Origin of the sequence: Bradyrhizobium tropiciagri, assembly GCF_018130545.1 — a bacterium.
Lineage (GTDB): Bacteria > Pseudomonadota > Alphaproteobacteria > Rhizobiales > Xanthobacteraceae > Bradyrhizobium > Bradyrhizobium tropiciagri_A.
Window position 1 is genome coordinate 514,575 of sequence record NZ_JAFCKF010000001.1, and the last position, 17,737, is coordinate 532,311.

Genomic DNA, 17,737 nt, shown 5'->3' on the forward strand with positions numbered 1-17,737 from the left:
CACATCGATAATCCGGCGGATCGGTTCTCGTCCGCCCGCGCCTGCGGACGCTTGCCTATTCATGCGGCAATCCACCACGGTGCAGTGTGAATGCGATCGGGATGCGATCGACACGAACGGCGCACGCGAGCTGCACGAGGCACACGTGTCACCGCACGTTGCGGCATTCTCAGCGCAACGTCGAGGTGACGAACGTCATGATGCTCATCGGATGCTGCGACCAACATGACGAATTCGCCGATAGATCGCGGCGCCGCGTCGTCATCGACGGAGACCGGTTCTGAAGTCAGGCTGCGCCCGACGATGCGTTGCCTTGCCCGATCTGGTCGAGCCAGGCCGCAAAGCGCGGATGCCTCGCGAACCGGCCTTGCACGTCAGCCAGCTCTTGCTGGAAGACGGGCAGCAAGAGCACCCTCTCGATATCGGGCTCCCTGATCTTCCAGATCCCCGCCGGAACGAAACCGTGCACCTTGAGCTCATAGAGCTCAAAGATCGAGAAGATGACTCCATGGACGATGCGGCGCTCCTCCGGCGTCAACTCGATGGCGCCGGCGGCGCCCTCGTCGCGGAACGCCGCGGTTGGCAGGCGGCGGCGGTCACGAGAGGAGCCGTCTGCGACCGGTGTTCCCCGCCCTTCTATTGCCTGAGACGCGACGGTCGTCGAGATGCGCATTGCTGCTTTTCCGTACGGAGCGGCTTCCCGTCGGCGAAGCGTGACATGACCGGCTCCAGGGTGCCTGCCGGGCCGGTATCCGCTGCACGACTTCTCCAGCGCGGGCGGGGTTCCGAACAGCAACCAATGCCACCCTGCCCCGTTGATCGGCTGGGCAGTCACGTTGGAGGAGGATCTCATGCGGAAGACAGCACTCGTTCTTGCGACGGTCGGCGGACTCGGGGTCAGCGCGGTCGCGGCCCCGGCACCCGCCGAAGCACGCGGTGGATTCGGCCCGGCGCTCGCAGGTGGCCTGATCGCCAGCGCGGTGGTCGGCGGCATCGCCTCATCGGCCTACGGTTGGGGCCCCGGTTACGGCTATGGTTATGGCTACCCGGGCTACGGTTACGGCTACGCGCCCGCCTACTATGGGCCCGGCTACGGCTCCTACACCTATGATGACGATTACGGCTACGCGCCATATCGTTGGGGCGGCGGATACACCACGACATATTATAGCGGATACAGGCCGGCCTATTACGGCTACCGCTATCGTCACGTGGTGCGGCCGGCATACGCCTATTATCGCGGCGGCTACCCGCGCTGGCATCATCGCTGGCATCACTGGTGAGATCGATTGGAAGCCTGCCGAATTGACCGCGCGCGTTACCCATGCGCGGTCAATTCGCGCGATCACGCTGATGGCACCGCCGACGGTGACATCGCTACAGCGTTGTGAGCCTGCTCGACATCCGCGCCGGCCATCTCGCGCCCGGAACCATTGCGCTATCGATCACTCGATGAACCGCAGTTCCAAAATAGCGATGCATCGGAACCTCGGTACTTGTACCGTCGACGAAAGTCGCAACAAATGGACCACGCGCCCGTCGTAGATTTGTAACCATCTTGCAAATCGTTATCGCGCATAAGTCGCGAACGCCCTTCACGCAACTTTTTGCAAACTCCAGACTGCCTACCGTCGCCGGATATTTTAATGGTGATTGGGGACTGGAAATGCGCGGACTGCGGCCGAATACTTCAATACCGCTCGGGGCCGCGATCAGGGAACAGCGTTCGGGCGCTGAGAATGACATCGTCGCTCCTTCGGCTGGAACAAGCTCGGAAGTTGAGCGCCTGCGCGGCGTCATTGCGCGCCTCATGCACACGGCGGCTCATGATCAATTGACCGGGCTGCCGACGCGCAGCCTCCTGCTCGAACGGCTGGATCGTGAACTCGCGCGCAAGGCCGATGACGCTGCACGGGTCGCGGTTCTGTTCGTCGATCTCGACAACTTCAAGCTGGTCAATGATTCACTCGGTCATAGCAGCGGCGACAAGGTGTTGTCCGAAATGGCGCGGCGCATCCTCGGCTGTCTTGGACCGGAAGATACCGCGAGCCGGTTCGGCGGCGACGAGATGGTCGTGCTGCATCCGCGTGCGTCGGCCGCCTCCGGAGCAGAGCTCGGCCGGCGGATTCTTGCCGCCTTCGCCGAGCCGATCCTGCTCTCCGGCAAGGAAGTCGTGGTGTCGGCAAGCGTCGGGCTCGCGCATTGCAAGCCCGGCACGAAGTCCGCCGAACAATTGCTGCGCGAGGCGGACACTGCGCTCTACGCGGCAAAAGTCCGTGGCCGAGCGCGATTGGCGGAGTTCAACGACGAGCTGCATGCCCGCGCCGAGAAGCGCGTTCAAATCGAGTCCGATCTGCGCGCGGCGCTGCGGGAATCGCAGCTGTTCGTCGAGTATCAGCCGCAGGTCCGCTTGAAAGATGGGTGCGTCGTCGGCGTCGAGGCGCTGGTGCGCTGGCGACATCCCGAACGCGGCATCATCTCGCCCGCCGACTTCATTCCGGTCGCCGAGGAATGCGGGCTGATCGTCAAGATCGGCCGGCAGGTGCTGCAGGAATCCTGCCGCCAGCTCGCCGAGTGGACCAGGTTGATGCCGAGCTGCCCGCTGGCCATGACTGTGAACGTATCGCCGCGCGAGCTTGCGGAGCCGACCTTCATCCAGGAGCTGCGCCAGGTTCTCGCCGACACCAATGTCGATCCGACCGCCCTGTGCCTCGAGATCACCGAAAGCGTCATGATGAGCGCCCCGGACGAGGTCGTCCAGATCCTCGATCAAATCCGGCAGCTTGGTGTGTTCGTCGCGATCGACGATTTCGGCACCGAACACTCATCGCTCTCGCGGCTGCGCGACATGCCGGCCGAAGTCCTGAAGATCGACCGCAGCTTCATCGATGGTCTGAGCAGCGAACCTGGCGATACCGCGATCGTATCGTCGATCCTGAGCCTCGCCTACGCGATGGGCAAACACACCATCGCCGAGGGCGTCGAAAGAAGCGAGCAGGCCGCAATGCTGCTGCGCATGGGTTGCGACGTCGCTCAGGGCTATTTTTTCTCGCGGCCCGTTGCCGCCGAACAGATCGCACCGATGCTGACCAAGGCGCTCTGGCATCCGAGTTCAGGACGCGCGCTGCACGCCGCGCAGCCCGTGGAAGGACCGGTGCGGCGCGGCCATCACTACTTCATCGACGAATTCCTCGATCACATCGGCGCTCCGATGGGCACCAAGGCAACGGTCTCGCGATGATGTACCTCGTCATTGGTCTCAGCAATCTGGCGATCGGATTGGCCTACGCGGGCCTCGGGGTCTTGTCAGCCTGGGAAACGGTCAGCCTGCATCGTTACCGGGGCTGGTCCCGCTTCGGCATCGGATTTTCGATGATGGCTGCAAGCTGCGGCCCGCATCATCTGGTGCACGGCTTCCAGGTGCTGCAGGGCGAAAGCGTGTCCTGGTCGATGCTCGCCGTCACCCTGCTTGGGCTGCCGGCAGGACTCACCTTTGTGTTCCTGCGGTTCGAGACGATATTGGGCGGCCAGGGCGAACGACTGATCGTGCTCTCGCCGCATCGCGTAATGTTGCTGGTCAGCGGCTTCGCCATTACGGCAGGCTGGTTGGCGGCCTGGGCGATGGCCCAGCCCGGTGCCAACGTCCCGTTCGTTTGCACGTCGGCCGATCTCGCCGCGCGCGTGACTGCCCCGAGCAGCTGGATCGACGTTGCCTCGGCCACGTTCTTTGCCAATGTGTTCGTGACCGTGACCTACGGCCTGGTCGGCTGGTATCTGGCTGACCATCAGGTGCGCCGCTATCTGGCGACCGGTGTCTGGTCGCTGTCGGGGACTGCGCTGGCGGGGGTATTCTTCAGCTGCGGCTTGATCCATCTGATCGATGCCACGACGCACGGCAGCGGCTCGATGCTGGTCTTCGACCTGATCGGCATTCCCGCCTCGGTCTATTTCCTGTGGGTCGTCGAGCAGCTGCACAGCGACTCGGTGCTGGACTGGAACCGGCGTCCGCTGGTCGGCGCCGCGGCCGCGCCCGCGCGACCTTCACCCTGGAGCGGCAGAAACCTGCAGCACTGACCGGCCTTTCCAACGAGCCGGACGTCGTCGCCTCCTTTGGGTGATGATCAGTCGTTTGCGCTTGGTTCAGTGCGATGCGAGTCGTCCGGAGGCGTCATCACCACGACGAACAGCATGTTGATCAGCACCCAAATCGAAACCAGGCTCAGAGCGGTGTGCACAGCGAATCCAATGGCGCGGGAGACGTCGGTCAATCGACGAGGTGCCAAGGGAGTATCAGCACCAAAGCCGAAATGCGACGCGTAGTACTCCGGGGGCGTGCTTCTACGGGGCCTCTCGGGATAGCGGGCCAGCTCCATGAGGAGCGGCACTGCAAGTCCGCCGGCAGATTGTTGGTGCAGGGCTAACGCGAAAGGCAAACACCTTATTCATTTTGCGTCGATTGCCATGCCCCAAATAGGTCATGCAGCGATCGATAATCACGCTCTGCAACGACTGGGCCCATGCGCCGCGCGTGGGTTGTTAGAGCACCACTACACGGTAGCGTGCGGATGCGGTCCATTCGCGTGGTGCCGCATTCAAGGGCGCTGCTGATCACAGCGCCAAAAATTCCAAGTGAAAACTCGACCCCAGCGCGTCCTGCTCTGGGGTCTTTCTTTTGAGCGCCTGAGCCTTCCGCGAACCGAGTGTGCCTGCGTCACGCCCCGATTGGTCGCGAGGCCCAGGAGATTGCGCAGCATTCAAACATGAGGCTTCCCGGCCTTGTCACCGAGTGCGCTGTCGGTTGCGCGGCCTTCAGCCATTGTCTCGACAGCCTCGACAACGCGCCCACGCATCGTTCGGTCCTTGATCGAGCGAAATGCCCGCAGCAGCCGGAAAATCTCCGCCGCGTCTCGGGCGAGCTGCTCCTTCGTCAAACCGAATCCCCGTGATCAGTCGCGCGGAGTGCTCATTCGCATCCCGCTGCAAAATGCCGCCGGCGGTCCTGGAAATTAAGGCATGGCCGAGCGCAAGAGCCCGCTGCGCGAACGGCTTAGATCACGCCCGCGATAAGCAGGGCGTTGTTGATGACGGGCGTGGAGCAGAACGCCGCGACAAGAGCGATATTGAACACGTTCTTGCTGCGCCAGAGCAGCGCCATGATGACAAACGTCAGTCCCAGCTTGGGGATCATCCACCAGACTCCGAACCAGGTCTGAGTCATGTGCATGAACGGATTCGCTTCACCGAACCCGAGTTCCAAAATCTTGTTGGTGGTCGCCAGATCGGCGCAGCCGAACACGAGCACGAGAAGTACGAGCAATGCCTTCACTAAATTCATTTCAGCCTCTCGGGACGGACCGCGGACTGCTAAAGACCCCTGTTTGAGGCCAATTCCTTAATTCTTGGTTCCGTCAGCAGACTGCAACGGGGAATGGTGCGGCAGGTTCCAGGCTGTATCCTCATCCTCAAATGTCGTCGCCCGGCTCGACCGGGCGGTCCAGTACGCCGCGGCCTCTCGGCTCAAGCCCTGCTGCCTCTGGAATACTGGATCGCCCGCTTTCGCGGGCGATGACATCGCGTGCTTGGCTGTTTGACGGGTTGAATGAGAAACCACGACTTCGTCGTTCCGAAGCGTGGCTTGCCGAGCCGGAGCTCGCGGCCAGGGGCCCGCCTTCGCCCGTTGGGCTTTGGCGTGGCATCCTTCTCTCGCTGCGCGATAGGACCAGTTTGTTTGCGGCGATAGTCTGTCTTCGCTTTCGCAAGCTCGGGCTACGCCGGACACGCTTCGACCTGAAGGTCTCCGCGTGGCTGCGCCACGCGAAGCCCGTCAGGGCGAAGCGTGGTGGGTGCGACAGGGATCGAACCTGTGACCCCTACCATGTCAAGGTAGTGCTCTCCCGCTGAGCTACGCACCCAAAGCCATGTTTGGATCGGGTCCCTATAACGGACGCCGGCGGGGCAGGCAAGGACGCAAAGTGAAGGTTTTTTGGCGAATCAGGCCGCCAACAACTTATTCACTTCGCTAACCAATTCCCTGAGGTGCACGGGCTTGGCCAGCACCTTGGCGTTTTTCGGCGCCTCCGAATCGGAATTGAGGGCCACCGCGGCGAAGCCGGTGATGAACATGATCTTGATGTCGGGGTCGAGTTCCGAGGCCCGGCGGGCCAACTCAATGCCGTCCATCTCGGGCATCACGATGTCGGTGAGCAGCATTTCGAACGGCTCCTCGCGCAGCCGCTGGTAGGCCGACATGCCGTTGTCATGCGGCGAGACCTTGAAACCCGCGTTTTCGAGCGCCTTGACCAGGAAGCGGCGCATATCGGTATCGTCTTCGGCGAGGAGAATTTTCGGCATGGCAGGAATCGTCGAATCCGGCTGGAGGATCAGTCCGAACAGTAAGCCCGACAGACGGTAAATTTCGGGTGAAATTTGCGTCAAGTCCGAGGCGTCGGGCACCGACTATTTGTGGACCGAACCGCGCGTCGAAGCAACCTGGTGCGGCATTTGCTGCCTTTCAGACGCGTTCCAGCGGATACCGCACTCTTTTCACTTGGCAGAATGATCGTGATTACCGACAATGCCCGCCCATAAATCTCCGCTTTTCCGGCAGAATCAATTCTTGCGGGGCGAGGCGGACGCAAGGGACGGCGCCAAGGGAATGAGCGAATTTGCTGGCGAGTTGTCGCCCCCGTTCGAGATCGTTGAGCCGCAGGCCTGGCGCGCGCCGATCATCTTCAATTCCCCGCATTCAGGCTCGGTCTATCCGGCCGAGTTCCTCGAGGCGTCGCGAATCGACGTGACGTCGTTGCGCCGCTCCGAAGACAGCTTCATGGACGAGCTGATCGCGGGCTTGAGCGATCGCGGCTTTCCGATCGTCCGGGTCAACTTCCCGCGCTCCTATGTCGACGTGAACCGCGAGCCCTACGAGCTCGACCCGCGGATGTTCACCGGGCGGCTGCCGAGCTTTGCCAACACGCGCTCGATGCGGGTGGCCGGCGGGCTGGGCACCATCCCGCGGGTGGTCGGCGACGGCCAGGAGATCTATCGCGAGCGGCTCGAAGTCGACGAAGCGCTGCGGCGGATCGAGCTGCTCTACAAGCCTTATCACCGCGCACTGCGCCGGCTGATCAACAAGGCGCATCAGGCCTTCGGCGCCGTGGTCCTGGTCGACTGCCATTCGATGCCGTCGGTCGGCGTCTCGCGCGACGAGCCGCGGCGGCCCGACGTCGTAATCGGCGACCGCTACGGCACGAGCTGCGCGCCGCTGCTGCCCGATCTGGTCGAGGAGATCATGGGTTCGCTCGGCCATTCGATCGGCCGCAACAAGCCCTATGCCGGCGGCTTCATCACCGAGCATTACGGGAACCCGGCGAGCGGCCTGCACACCGTGCAGATCGAGCTCAACCGCGCGGTCTATATGGATGAGCGCCGCCGCGAGCGCGGACCGCGCTTCGCCCAGATGGCGGCCGACTTTGCAACGCTTGCGGATGCGCTCGCGAAAATTCCGTTCGGGGATCTCGGCCCGTTCCAGGCGGCGGCGGAGTAGAGGGTCGTTCGTCGAGCCGTTGTGCCGATGAAGTCATGAACTCGGAATTCAAATTGGCGATGCGACAAGCGCCGAATTAGATTCTCAATTCACTTGCGAAACCTTGGCTCAAGAAAAAGGCCGGGCCCAAGAAAAAAGGGCCGCTTGAATGAACAAGCGGCCCAAGTCTAGGGAGGAAACGCCCAAGGAGGGCAGCGATAGCGCGAGGCGCTACCGCACCGCAACAATATGCGGCCGCGCTGCACAAAACGCAAGAACTTTCGAAACATTTCCTTGGAAAGGTTGGAAGCTCTGACAGATCTGCAACAGGCCAGCAGGAGCGGATTTCCGTATGTAGGATCAATATCTTACGAGGGAAGTCTTGGGCGACCAGCGCGCGGCGCATAGCTTGTATACCAGAACTCGCAACTTCGTGATCCATCCTGGGGCCGGCGAGACTTTCGAATCCGAAGCCAAATCGAAAGTCGAAGCAAGGTCATCAGGCTGGGATAACACTCCGTTAATCGTGCGCGCCGCATTGGATTGAGCTAGGCAAGAGTGGGATTCGAACTTCTATCGCCTCGTTTGCGCATTTCAGGGACATGCCGTGACGGTCATCGACTTTACCGCCTTCATCGGCCGCCTCGCGACCGCATCCGGCGAAACCATCCTGCCGTTCTTCCGCACGTCGCTCTCGGTCGACAACAAGAGCTCGAACGATTTCGATCCGGTCACCGAGGCTGATCGCGCCGCGGAAGCGGTGATGCGGCGGCTAATCAAGGCGAACTTCCCCCAGCACGGCATCGTCGGCGAGGAATTCGGCAATGAGGGCGAGGACGCAGACTATGTCTGGGTGCTCGATCCGATCGACGGCACCAAATCCTTCATCGCCGGCTTTCCGATCTGGGGCACACTGATCGCGCTACTGCACAAAGGTACGCCGGTATTCGGCATGATGCACCAGCCCTATATCGGCGAGCGCTTCTCGGGCGACAACGGTTCGGCGAATTATTCCGGGCCGTCGGGCGAACGGCGGCTTTCGGTGCGGCGCTGCACGTCGCTGAAGGAAGCGACTGTGTTCACCACCAGTCCGCTGCTGATGAATCCGGATGACCGCGAACGCTTCGGCCGCGTCGAGAATGCGGCGCGGCTATCGCGCTATGGCGGCGACTGCTACTCCTATTGCATGCTCGCGGCCGGCCATCTCGACCTCGTGATCGAGACCGGCCTGAAGCCCTACGACATCGCCGGACTGATCCCGATCGTCACCGGCGCCGGCGGCGTCGTCACCACCTGGGACGGCAAGCCGGCGCAAGGCGGCGGCCGCATCATCGCCGCCGGTGACCCGCGCGTGCACGAAGCCGCGATGAAGCTGCTCAACGCCTAAGTTCTCTTGGCCTGATTCTCGAGTTGCCGCGCAATTGATCTGCGCCCATCCTGACGGCAACGAGAAAAGCCAGGGATGGGCGATATGACGATGCGCGGCAGGCTGATGGCAGCCTTCTTCCTCCTTCTCGTGCCCGTCACGGCCAGTGCCCAGGAGTTCCCGAGCAAGCCGATCCGACTGATCGTGCCGTTCCCGCCGGGCGGGCCGAACGACATCATTGCGCGGGTGATCGGGCAGAAGATGTCGGAACTGGTGAAGCAGCCGATCATCGTCGACAACCGCGCCGGCCAGGGCGGCGTGCTCGGCACCGACGCCGCCGCGAAGTCCGCCCCCGATGGCTACACGGTTGCGATCGCGAGCGCCGGGGCGCTGGCGATCAGTCCGAGCATGGAGAAGGTCGCCTACGACACGCTGAAGGATCTCGCGCCGGTGACGCTGGTTGCGACCGTGCCGGAGATGCTGGTGGTCGCCACCGACGTGCCGGCGAAGAACATGAGCGAGCTGGTCGCCCTCGCCAAGGCACAGCCGGGCAAGCTCAACTTCGCCTCCTCCGGCCCCGGCAGCCTGCCTCATCTGGCCTGCGAATTGTTCAAGCTGACGGCGAAGATCGACATCGTGCACGTGCCGTATCGCGGCGCTGCGCCGGCGGTGAACGATCTCTTGGGTCAGCAGGTGCAGATGACTTTTCTGGACCTGCCGGTGATCCTGCCGCAGATCAAGGCGGGCACGCTGCGGCCCATCGCGCTCGGCGGCCGCGAGCGCGCCCCGACTGCACCCGACGTGCCGACCACGGCGGAAGCCGGCATGCCCGACCTGATCATCGAGAACTGGTACGGCATGGTCGCGCCAGCGGCGACGCCGCCGGCGATCGTTGCGAAACTGAACAGCATTGCCACCGAGGCGATGGCCGACCCGGCGGTCAAAGCAAAGCTCGCCGAGCAAGGCCTGACACTGGTCGGCGACACGCCGGAGCATTTCCGCGACTTCATCGCCGCCGACATCAAGAAATGGGCGAAGGTGATCCAGGACGCCGGCGTCGTGACCACGAAGTAGCTAAGACTCGCCCGCAGCGATTTTGGAGAACCGCGCACAACTTTCCCGCGAATCGTGCACATCGATTTAACCGATGTGTCAGGAATGCCGCCTAGCTTCCCTTTCGCGGCCGGGGGTGGCCAAGAGCATTTCCGTAGCACTTCCGTTTGGAGTTCATGATGGCGCTGCTGACCGATCGGCTCGATCCCACGGCGCTAGCCGCGGAGCTTGACCAGAAGGGCTTCGTCTGCATCGAGAATGCGATCGATCCGGCCTGGATCGATCGCGCGCAGGGCTACGTCCACGACCTGGTCGAGCAAAAGGGCAAGCGCTATTTCGCGCTGAACTGGCTGTCGCGCAACGAGGGCACGCCGCCGCAGGAACTGACCAGCGATCCACAGATGCGCCGGCTCCTCACGAGGCTCGCGCAAATCGGCTGCCCGAAGGCGAAGCTGGACGAGGAAATCTATACCGGCCTGCGCGTCGTCGCCGGTCGCACGGGCGACGAGCGATCGCTGCTCTACCACTACGACAAGCATGTGATCACGGCGCTGGCGCCTATCCTGATCCCGGAAGGGCCGAAGCGGCGCGCCGGCGAGCTGATCGTGTTTCCGAACCGCCGTGGCTATCGCCGGTTCACCCTCTTCAACATCGTCGAGAAGGCGATCACGCAGAGCAATTGGTACCGCAATCGCGTCACGCGCGAGCTGGCGGCGGGCCACCTGCCGAACATCAAATATCTGAAGCCCGGCAACCTCTACCTGTTCTGGGGCTACCGGACCTATCATGCCAATTTCCCGGTCGCCAACGACATGGTCCGGGCGACAATGCTGCTCCATTACGGCGATCCGCATCCGGGTAGCCTGATCCTCAAGGCCAACACGGTGCGGCAAAACCGCGACGAGCGCCGCATCGCGCAGGAAGCCTCGTAAGATTCTCAGCGCTGCGCTTCGGCCCGCAAATATTCCACGAGCTGCTTGGCGGCGCGCGGCAGCGCCTTGAAGCTGCGCGCGCAGATCGTCAACCGGCGGTTGGCCCAGCCATCGCGGATCCGGATCGTCGTGATCGGCATCGAAGCCGCGCAGCGCCGCGCCGCGGTTTCCGGGATCACCGCGATGCCGACATCGGCGGCGACCATCTGGCAAATGGCGTCGAAGCCGCGCAGGCGGGCGCGGAAACGCAGCCGCGCGCCGAGCTTGGCCGCATGCCGGGAAATATGCACCTGCAGCGCCGAGGTCGCCGTCAGCCCGACGAAATCGCGCCCGACCACTTCCTGGAAATCGATCTGGCGGCGGCTGCCGAGATCGCTGCGCCGCGACGCCACCAGCATCAGACGATCCTCGCTGAACAGGAAGCGTTCGACGCTATCGGGCAGCGCGTGCTCGGCGGCAAAGCCGAGATCGGCGGCGCCGCTGGCGATCGCGGTCGCGATATCGGTGCTCTCGCGCTCCTCGACATCGACGCTGATATCGGGATGCTCGTGCAGGAACGCCGCGAGCGCCCGCGGCAGATGCTCCGACAGGCCCGAAGTGTTGGCGAGCAGCAGCACATTGGCGCGGACGCCGCTGGCATAGGCGGCAAGGTCGCTCTGCAGCGCCTCGACATTGTGGATCACGATACGGGCGTGGCCGAGCAGGCTCTCGCCCGCAGCGGTCAATTCGACGCCGCGGCGGCCACGCTTGAGCAGCGCGACGCCGAGCGCCTCCTCGAGACCCTTGATCCGCTCGCTGGCCGAGGCCAGCGCCATGTTCGCACGCACCGCACCCTGGGTGATGCTGTGCGCATCGGACACCGCGATGAACAATTGCAAGTCGATCAAGTCGAACCGCATGGCATTTCCCGCCCCACACCTTCGGGCTGCCCGAAGGCTAACTCCGTAACCTCCAGATTGTGCCGATCGCGCCGATCGGTCAATGTGCAGCCATGGTCGACCATCTCCTGATCTTCATCGCCTTCGCCTTTCTGCTCGCCGGTTTCGTCAAGGGCACACTCGGTCTCGGTCTGCCGACGGTCGCGATGGGACTGTTGGCAACCACGATGGCGCCGGGACAGGCGATCGCGATCGCGATCGTGCCGGCGATCGTCACCAATATCTGGCAGACCTTCGTCGGCCCCTATCTGCGCGACATCCTCAAACGGCTGTGGCCGCTGATGCTCGGCACCGTCGTCGGCATCTGGATCAATGCCGGGCTGTTGACCGGGCCTTACGCGGCCTACGGCACCGTGGTGCTCGGCGTGCTGCTGGTGATCTACGCGATCGTTGGCCTCAGCAGGTTCAACTTCAAGGTCAGGCGGCGCGACGAGAAATGGATCGGCGGCATCGTCGGCGTCGTCACCGGGCTGATCTCGGCGGCGACCGGCGTACAGGTCATCCCCTCGATGCCGTTCATGCAGGCGATCGGCATGGAGAGGGACGAGCTGGTGCAGGCGCTTGGCGTCTTCTTCACCACCGCAACGATCGCACTCGCCTTCAACCTCACGGCCTCGGGCCTGCTGACGGCGGCCACCGCGCTACCGGGTGCGGTCGCGATGGCGGCGTCGTTCATCGGCATGTTCATCGGCCAGGCGGTCCGCACGCGGATGCAGCCTGAGGTGTTCCGGCGCTGGTTCCTGATCTCGATGATCCTGCTCGGCATCTATCTCGCCGGCAGCGCGCTGCTCAAGATCCACGGCTAAAGCATGATCCGGAGAAGTGTGAAGCGGTTTTCCGAAGAGGCCATGCGCCAGTGATGGCTAGCGCGCCTCCAGCATGGCGACGCGAATGCCGAGATAGATGAAGAGCGCGCCGAGCGAACGGTTGATCCACGCGATTACGCCGGCCGACTGCCGGATGCGGCCGGCGGCCCTCGCCGCAAAGGCCGCGAGACCGAAGCACCACAGCGTGCCGCCGGTGATGAAGATCAGCCCGAGCACCAGGAAGGCGAGCGTCTTGTGGGCTGAGTCCGCCGCCACGAATTGCGGCAGGAACGCCAGGAAGAACAGCGCGACCTTGGGGTTGAGGATGTTGGTCAGCGCCCCCTGCCAGAACACCCGCGAGATCGAGGTCTCGCCGCCCTGCCCGGTGATGTCAGCGATCGGCTTGGCGCGCGACAGCAGCATCTGCAGGCCGGTCAGGACCAGATAGGCCGCCCCGATCAGCTTGACCGCCAGGAACGCGGTCGACGACGCCATCAGCAGCGCCGAGAGCCCGATCGCCGCGCCCAGCACGTGGACCAGGCAGCCGCAACTGATACCGATCGCGGCAGCCGCGCCGCCCCGCCACCCGAGTTGAATCGTGCGCCCAATGATATAGGCGGTATCCGGACCCGGCGTGATGTTGAGCAGCAGCCCGGACAGGACGAAGAGCCAGAGTTCGTGAATTCCCAGCATGCCTGCGTTAACCTATGTAAGTAGCGGTCCGGAAAGGGCGATCGGCCTTCTGCACTGTCCCGGCGACACACGAATTCAGTAGAGAAACGGTGGTACGATCCGTTGGTCGCATGCCAATTCCTGCTACTATGCATTATAGGTGCCCGTAAACCGAGCTTCCGCCGGGCCCGGCCTGTCTTGTAAGTATCGGATTCGGTCACCTCGGCTAAGTGGCCATTCCAGGACACAGGAGACATGGAAAGACGGCTCGCTGCCATTCTTTGCGCCGACATCGCCGGCTATTCCCGCATGATGGGTGCCGACGAGGCGGGGACGCATGCCTCGTTCAAGGCGCATCGCAGCGCGATCTACCCGATCATCCTCAACCATGGCGGCCGGATCGTCAAAAACACCGGCGACGGCTTCCTGCTGGAATTTCCGAGCATCATCGGCGCGATCGAGGCCGCCGTCGCGATGCAAACGCTGATGGCCGAGCGCAACGAGCATCTGCCGGCCGACCGCGCCATGCACTTCCGGATGGGCGTCCACATGGGCGACGTCATGGCCGACGAGGACGAGGTCTTCGGCGACGACGTCAACATCGCCGTCCGTCTCGAGACGGTTGCAAAGCCCGGCGGTATCGCAGTTTCGGACAAGGCCCGCACCGAATCGGGGCGGCGGCTTGCCGTCATCCTGGTGGATGCCGGCCCGCACCGCTTCAAGAACATCGCCGAACCGATCCATGTCTGGACCTGGGCGCCGGCCGGATCCGATCTGCAGGAAAAGACCCCGGACGACGGCCCGCATCTGCCGGGCCAATACCGGACCGCGATCGTCGGCGTACTGCCGTTCGACAATCTCAGCGGCGGCGCCGACGAATATTTCTCGGACGGCCTGACCGAGGATCTGATCCACGCGCTGTCGCTGCAATCCTTCTATCGGGTGCTGAGCCGCAACTCGACCTTCGCCTACAAGGGCAAGAACGTCTCGACCCGCCTGATCGCACGCGAGATCGACGCCACCTATCTGATCCAGGGTTCGGTGCGTCGCGCCGGCAACAAGATCCGCGTCTCCGCCGAACTGATCGCGCCCGAGAAGGGCGAGCAGTTGTGGACCGGCCGCTACGATCGCGACATGGGTGATCTGTTCGCGATGCAGGACGAGATCACCGCCAATCTCTCTGCAGCTGTTGCCCAGGAGATCTACCGCGCCGAGGCTTCGGCACCGGCGCGCTCGCCCAACGCCGAAATCACGGCATGGGATCGCTTCCTGAAGGGTTTGTCGCACTACTACCACCAGACCAAGGACGATTGCGAAACCGCGATCGCGCTGTTCAAAGAGGCGATCCAGCTCGATCCCGCGCTGTCGATCGCGCGCGCCTATCTGGCGCTGATCCAGATCCAGAGCGTCCAGTTCGGCTGGATTCCGAGCACGCGCGAATTATGGGCCTCGTCGGTCAGCCTGGCCGAGAGCAGCGTCCGGCTCGACCCGCGCTCCTCATTCGCGTTTTCGCTGCTGGCCTATCTGCACGCGATGCAGGGCCACTACGAAGCCGCGATGGACGCGATCAAGCGGGCGATCGAGCTCAACCCCTACGACATGGGTGCGCGCGGCGTGCTCGGCATTTGCCACATGGTGATCGGCGACCACCGCAAGGCGGTCGATCTGTTCTCGACGGCGGTCCAGCGCGGCAACAGCGACCCGCGCTACCAGTGGGCGGCGCTGAACGCGTTCAGCCATTACCTGCTCGGGCAATATGACGCCTCGCTGTCGTGGTCGCGCGAGGGGCTCTATCTCAACCCGAACCATCTGCAATGCCTTGCGGTGCGCGCCGCAGCGCTTGCCCAGCTCGGACGTAAGGACGAAGCCGGCCAGGCCGCGGAGGCGCTGCTCGCCAACTATCCCGACCTGACCGTCAAACGCCATCTGCGCAATTTCCACTGGAAGAACCCGGACGATATCGCGCTTTATCGCGACGGCCTCTTGAAAGCCGGCATCCCCTTCGGCAAACTCGTTCTGGTTGCATCCGGATCGAAATTCGCCGTCGACTCCTGAGCGAGTTCATTCACCGGTAATGGATGCTTTTTAAGCTGAAGCTTTTCAGGATGTGGTTTGATGTCCGATCCAGCTGCAAGCGCGGCACCCGCCCCGCAAGTTTCCCCTGACAATCCCTGCCCGTTCCTGCGCGCGCTGGTCGCCGGCAACTATGTCGGCGGCCATCTCGTGCCGCTGCCGAAGCTGACCGAAACCATCGACCGCGCCACCGGCAAGACCGGCCTTCCGGCGCTCAGTGCCGGCGCCAAGATCTTCATGGTCGCGCAGATGGCCAATGGCATCGGCCCGTTCAGCCAGATGCGCAGCCTGTTGCAGGGCGCCATCCTCGACGAGTTGCGCAACGGCCCGCTCGACAAGCACGGCGCCGGGTCGCGCATCCTCGACCAGCACGCGGTGGTGCATGAGGACGAGATCGCGCGGCTCGCGACCTTCGGCAGCGATTACAAGTCACCCGACGGCAGCGTCGAGCGTGGATTGTCGGCCGCCGAGATCAAGACCTTCATGGCGGCGAACTTCCAGCGCGCCAAGGATGAGCATCCGCCGTCCTACGGCATCCTGCGCTGCTACTATCCGCTCTTGATGCTCGGCGAGTGGCCGGTGCTGCTCGACATCATGGGCAAGGGCGAAGGCAACGACCGCTATCTCAGCGTGGCCGAGGTCAGGACCCTGTTCGTGGAGAAGCGCTTTCCCGACCGGATCGTCGCCCTGCTCAACGGCTGAGCCGTCGTAAGCAACTGCTTCACTTGAACAGCGGTGTGCCCGGCACGAAGGCGTCGAACGCCGCCCAGAATTGCCCGCGGTAGCGATCCTGCTCTTGCAGGATCTCGTGTTTGGCGCCGGCAATCACGAGATGCGAGCCGGCGCGCAGATGATAGGCGAACTCCTCGATCGCCGCCGTCGACACCACCTCGTCGTTGCTCGCAGCCAGCATCAGGATCGGCTGGCGGATTTCCGACGGATAGGACATGCCGCGGAAGGTGCGCATCGCGGTGAATGCGGTGTCGGCCCAGGCGATCGTCGGCGCCGCGATGCCGAGCGTCGGATCCTCTTCCAGGATCGCGGCGTTGCGGGCGTGGCGCACCGGATCGCTGGTCACGGGATTGCCGATGAACGGCGCGAGGCCGACCAGTTCATCGTTGCCGCCCGGCACGTAGCGGCCGCCCTGCCCGGCCAACCGCATAAGCCTGAGCAGCGTACTCGGCAACAACGACACGCGGCCGCGCGGCAAGTCGATCATCGGCGCCGACAGCACCATGCGGTCGAACCAGCGCTTGCCGGCATGCGCCACGCGCAGCATCACCGCGCCGCCCATCGAATGCGCCAGCGCGAAATAGGGCGGCGGGCAATCCGGCAGCACCACCTGCTGCACGAAGGTCTCGACGTCGACCTCGTAGTCGGCGAAGTCGCGCACATAACCCTTGCGCGGATCGCGCAGCCGCCGCGACGAGTGGCCCTGCCCGCGCCAGTCGATCATCGCCACCGCAAAGCCGCGGTCGCGCAGGTCACGCACCGTCTCGAAATACTTCTCGATCATCTCGCCGCGCCCGGCGAACACGCAGACCGTGCCCTTGCGACCGGGCGGCGGCGCCCAGCGCGCAAAGCGCAGCTCGGCTCCATCAGGTGTCTTGATGGTGCCACTGACAACGTCGTCCGGAACCGGGTTGGCGGGGATCGAGACGAGCGTCATGCAGGAGACCGGAGTGCTGAGACAGGGTGGAGATCAAGGACGCCGGCGCCAAAAAATGCGACGCGGTTTCCGCCTCTTGAACGCGACGTGACCCCTCCCATATCACCGGAGTGCAGGCCGCTACCAGTGTTTCGGACCCGAAACATCAGGCTGCACACATCTAAGCCCGGCCCGATGGCGGGCGGGTAATTGAAACAGTCGCTCACTGGAGGACTAATTCTATGCGTAGCTACGACCTCACTCCGTTCTATCGTTCCACCGTCGGCTTCGACCGCCTCTTCAACCTGCTCGATCAGGTGACCTCGGACGGCAGCCCCGGCTATCCCCCCTACAACATCGAGCGCACCGGCGAGAATGCTTACCGGATCAGCGTTGCGGTCTCAGGCTTCTCGCAGGCCGAGCTTTCGATCGTCGCGAAGGAGAACACGCTGACGATCAAGGGCGAGAAAACCGCCAACGAAAACTCCGGCAACGCCTCCGAAGTGCTCTATCGCGGCATCGCCTCCCGCGCCTTCGAGCGCGTCTTCCAGCTTGCCGACTTCGTGCAGGTGAAGAACGCCTCGCTCGAGAACGGCCTGCTCCATGTCGATCTGGTTCGCGAGATTCCCGAGGCCAAGAAGCCCCGCAGCATTCCGATCGGCAGCGGCGAGAAGGCCCCGCAGGTCGTCGACGGCTCGGCCAAGGCCGCCGCCTAAGCAACACCTCC

At 63.6% G+C, this 17,737-nt stretch carries 17 protein-coding genes and 1 tRNA gene; 11 read left to right on the forward strand and 7 right to left on the reverse strand.

Annotation, left to right across the window (positions count from 1 at the left end; all coding sequences use genetic code 11):
• Positions 1-286: 286 nt before the first annotated feature.
• The gene (locus JQ616_RS02500; protein ID WP_212011978.1) at positions 287-673 is read right to left on the reverse strand and encodes a hypothetical protein; all 387 of its coding nucleotides are present in this window, start codon (positions 671-673) and stop codon (positions 287-289) included.
• Between the two features lie 178 nt (positions 674-851).
• Here JQ616_RS02500 and JQ616_RS39755 point away from each other — a divergent pair, with 178 nt between their 5' ends.
• The 3 genes from JQ616_RS39755 (at position 852) to JQ616_RS02515 (ending at position 4,074) form a co-directional block, all read left to right on the forward strand.
• Positions 852-1,283, forward strand: coding sequence for a hypothetical protein (locus JQ616_RS39755; protein ID WP_212011980.1), 432 nt, complete (start codon positions 852-854; stop codon positions 1,281-1,283).
• Between the two features lie 527 nt (positions 1,284-1,810).
• A complete protein-coding gene (locus tag JQ616_RS02510; RefSeq protein WP_212011983.1) occupies positions 1,811-3,241 on the forward strand; it encodes a putative bifunctional diguanylate cyclase/phosphodiesterase in 1,431 nt (476 codons plus the stop codon).
• Complete coding sequence (locus JQ616_RS02515; RefSeq protein WP_212011985.1) at positions 3,238-4,074, forward strand: hypothetical protein; 837 nt, start codon at positions 3,238-3,240, stop codon at positions 4,072-4,074. The genes JQ616_RS02510 and JQ616_RS02515 overlap by 4 nt, the downstream gene beginning before the upstream one ends.
• A gap of 973 nt (positions 4,075-5,047) precedes the next feature.
• Here JQ616_RS02515 and JQ616_RS02520 read toward each other — a convergent pair.
• From JQ616_RS02520 to cpdR, 3 genes are all read right to left on the reverse strand, one after another.
• Positions 5,048-5,335 carry a DUF5658 family protein gene (locus tag JQ616_RS02520; RefSeq protein WP_212011987.1) on the reverse strand — a complete coding sequence of 96 codons (288 nt, stop codon included), beginning with the start codon at positions 5,333-5,335 and terminating at the stop codon, positions 5,048-5,050.
• A 502-nt stretch (positions 5,336-5,837) separates the two neighbouring features.
• Positions 5,838-5,912 (reverse strand) — tRNA-Val (locus JQ616_RS02525).
• Between the two features lie 79 nt (positions 5,913-5,991).
• On the reverse strand, positions 5,992-6,351 hold the full coding sequence (cpdR, locus tag JQ616_RS02530) for a cell cycle two-component system response regulator CpdR (RefSeq protein ID WP_016843340.1): 360 nt from the start codon (positions 6,349-6,351) through the stop codon (positions 5,992-5,994).
• A 304-nt stretch (positions 6,352-6,655) separates the two neighbouring features.
• Here cpdR and JQ616_RS02535 point away from each other — a divergent pair, with 304 nt between their 5' ends.
• The 4 genes from JQ616_RS02535 (at position 6,656) to JQ616_RS02550 (ending at position 10,873) form a co-directional block, all read left to right on the forward strand.
• On the forward strand, positions 6,656-7,543 hold the full coding sequence (locus tag JQ616_RS02535) for an N-formylglutamate amidohydrolase (protein ID WP_212011989.1): 888 nt from the start codon (positions 6,656-6,658) through the stop codon (positions 7,541-7,543).
• A 586-nt stretch (positions 7,544-8,129) separates the two neighbouring features.
• Positions 8,130-8,909: a histidinol-phosphatase gene (gene hisN / locus JQ616_RS02540; RefSeq protein ID WP_212011991.1), complete on the forward strand. Its 780-nt coding sequence runs from the start codon at positions 8,130-8,132 to the stop codon at positions 8,907-8,909.
• Positions 8,910-8,993: 84 nt separating this feature from the next.
• The gene (locus JQ616_RS02545) at positions 8,994-9,962 is read left to right on the forward strand and encodes a Bug family tripartite tricarboxylate transporter substrate binding protein (RefSeq protein ID WP_212013117.1); all 969 of its coding nucleotides are present in this window, start codon (positions 8,994-8,996) and stop codon (positions 9,960-9,962) included.
• A 158-nt stretch (positions 9,963-10,120) separates the two neighbouring features.
• On the forward strand, positions 10,121-10,873 hold the full coding sequence (locus JQ616_RS02550; protein ID WP_212011993.1) for a hypothetical protein: 753 nt from the start codon (positions 10,121-10,123) through the stop codon (positions 10,871-10,873).
• Positions 10,874-10,878: 5 nt separating this feature from the next.
• Here the strand turns inward: JQ616_RS02550 and JQ616_RS02555 are convergent, their stop codons facing one another.
• Positions 10,879-11,772 (reverse strand): LysR substrate-binding domain-containing protein, encoded by an 894-nt coding sequence (locus JQ616_RS02555; RefSeq protein ID WP_212011994.1) that lies wholly within the window; start codon positions 11,770-11,772, stop codon positions 10,879-10,881.
• 92 nt (positions 11,773-11,864) lie between these two features.
• Here JQ616_RS02555 and JQ616_RS02560 point away from each other — a divergent pair, with 92 nt between their 5' ends.
• On the forward strand, positions 11,865-12,617 hold the full coding sequence (locus JQ616_RS02560; protein ID WP_212011995.1) for a sulfite exporter TauE/SafE family protein: 753 nt from the start codon (positions 11,865-11,867) through the stop codon (positions 12,615-12,617).
• Between the two features lie 57 nt (positions 12,618-12,674).
• Here JQ616_RS02560 and JQ616_RS02565 read toward each other — a convergent pair whose 3' ends face one another.
• Positions 12,675-13,310, reverse strand: a complete 636-nt coding sequence (locus JQ616_RS02565; protein ID WP_212011996.1) for a LysE family translocator — start codon at positions 13,308-13,310, stop codon at positions 12,675-12,677.
• Between the two features lie 234 nt (positions 13,311-13,544).
• On the opposite strand from JQ616_RS02565, the gene JQ616_RS02570 reads away from it, so the two are divergent.
• Both JQ616_RS02570 and JQ616_RS02575 read left to right on the forward strand, forming a co-directional pair.
• Positions 13,545-15,344, forward strand: a complete 1,800-nt coding sequence (locus JQ616_RS02570; RefSeq protein ID WP_212011997.1) for an adenylate/guanylate cyclase domain-containing protein — start codon at positions 13,545-13,547, stop codon at positions 15,342-15,344.
• 60 nt (positions 15,345-15,404) lie between these two features.
• Positions 15,405-16,064, forward strand: a complete 660-nt coding sequence (locus JQ616_RS02575; protein WP_212011998.1) for a hypothetical protein — start codon at positions 15,405-15,407, stop codon at positions 16,062-16,064.
• A gap of 19 nt (positions 16,065-16,083) precedes the next feature.
• Here JQ616_RS02575 and JQ616_RS02580 read toward each other — a convergent pair whose 3' ends face one another.
• Complete coding sequence (locus JQ616_RS02580; protein ID WP_212011999.1) at positions 16,084-17,031, reverse strand: alpha/beta fold hydrolase; 948 nt, start codon at positions 17,029-17,031, stop codon at positions 16,084-16,086.
• 221 nt (positions 17,032-17,252) lie between these two features.
• Between JQ616_RS02580 and JQ616_RS02585 the strand changes: the two genes are divergently transcribed.
• A complete protein-coding gene (locus JQ616_RS02585) occupies positions 17,253-17,726 on the forward strand; it encodes an Hsp20 family protein (RefSeq protein ID WP_212012001.1) in 474 nt (157 codons plus the stop codon).
• The last annotated feature ends 11 nt before the right edge of the window (positions 17,727-17,737 follow it).

Bases quoted from the DNA above. Each gene is read 5' to 3' on its own strand.
- JQ616_RS02515 (WP_212011985.1), top strand. From the start codon at position 3,238: ATGATGTACCTCGTCATTGGTCTCAGCAATCTGGCGATCGGATTGGCC.
- JQ616_RS02570 (WP_212011997.1), top strand. From the start codon at position 13,545: ATGGAAAGACGGCTCGCTGCCATTCTTTGCGCCGACATCGCCGGCTAT.
- JQ616_RS02585 (WP_212012001.1), top strand. From the start codon at position 17,253: ATGCGTAGCTACGACCTCACTCCGTTCTATCGTTCCACCGTCGGCTTC.
- JQ616_RS02520 (WP_212011987.1), bottom strand. From the start codon at position 5,335: ATGAATTTAGTGAAGGCATTGCTCGTACTTCTCGTGCTCGTGTTCGGC.
- JQ616_RS02545 (WP_212013117.1), top strand. From the start codon at position 8,994: ATGACGATGCGCGGCAGGCTGATGGCAGCCTTCTTCCTCCTTCTCGTG.
- JQ616_RS02550 (WP_212011993.1), top strand. From the start codon at position 10,121: ATGGCGCTGCTGACCGATCGGCTCGATCCCACGGCGCTAGCCGCGGAG.
- JQ616_RS02500 (WP_212011978.1), bottom strand. From the start codon at position 673: ATGCGCATCTCGACGACCGTCGCGTCTCAGGCAATAGAAGGGCGGGGA.
- cpdR (WP_016843340.1), bottom strand. From the start codon at position 6,351: ATGCCGAAAATTCTCCTCGCCGAAGACGATACCGATATGCGCCGCTTC.
- JQ616_RS02575 (WP_212011998.1), top strand. From the start codon at position 15,405: ATGTCCGATCCAGCTGCAAGCGCGGCACCCGCCCCGCAAGTTTCCCCT.
- JQ616_RS02560 (WP_212011995.1), top strand. From the start codon at position 11,865: ATGGTCGACCATCTCCTGATCTTCATCGCCTTCGCCTTTCTGCTCGCC.
- JQ616_RS02580 (WP_212011999.1), bottom strand. From the start codon at position 17,031: ATGACGCTCGTCTCGATCCCCGCCAACCCGGTTCCGGACGACGTTGTC.
- JQ616_RS02555 (WP_212011994.1), bottom strand. From the start codon at position 11,772: ATGCGGTTCGACTTGATCGACTTGCAATTGTTCATCGCGGTGTCCGAT.
- JQ616_RS02565 (WP_212011996.1), bottom strand. From the start codon at position 13,310: ATGCTGGGAATTCACGAACTCTGGCTCTTCGTCCTGTCCGGGCTGCTG.
- JQ616_RS02510 (WP_212011983.1), top strand. From the start codon at position 1,811: ATGCACACGGCGGCTCATGATCAATTGACCGGGCTGCCGACGCGCAGC.
- JQ616_RS39755 (WP_212011980.1), top strand. From the start codon at position 852: ATGCGGAAGACAGCACTCGTTCTTGCGACGGTCGGCGGACTCGGGGTC.
- JQ616_RS02535 (WP_212011989.1), top strand. From the start codon at position 6,656: ATGAGCGAATTTGCTGGCGAGTTGTCGCCCCCGTTCGAGATCGTTGAG.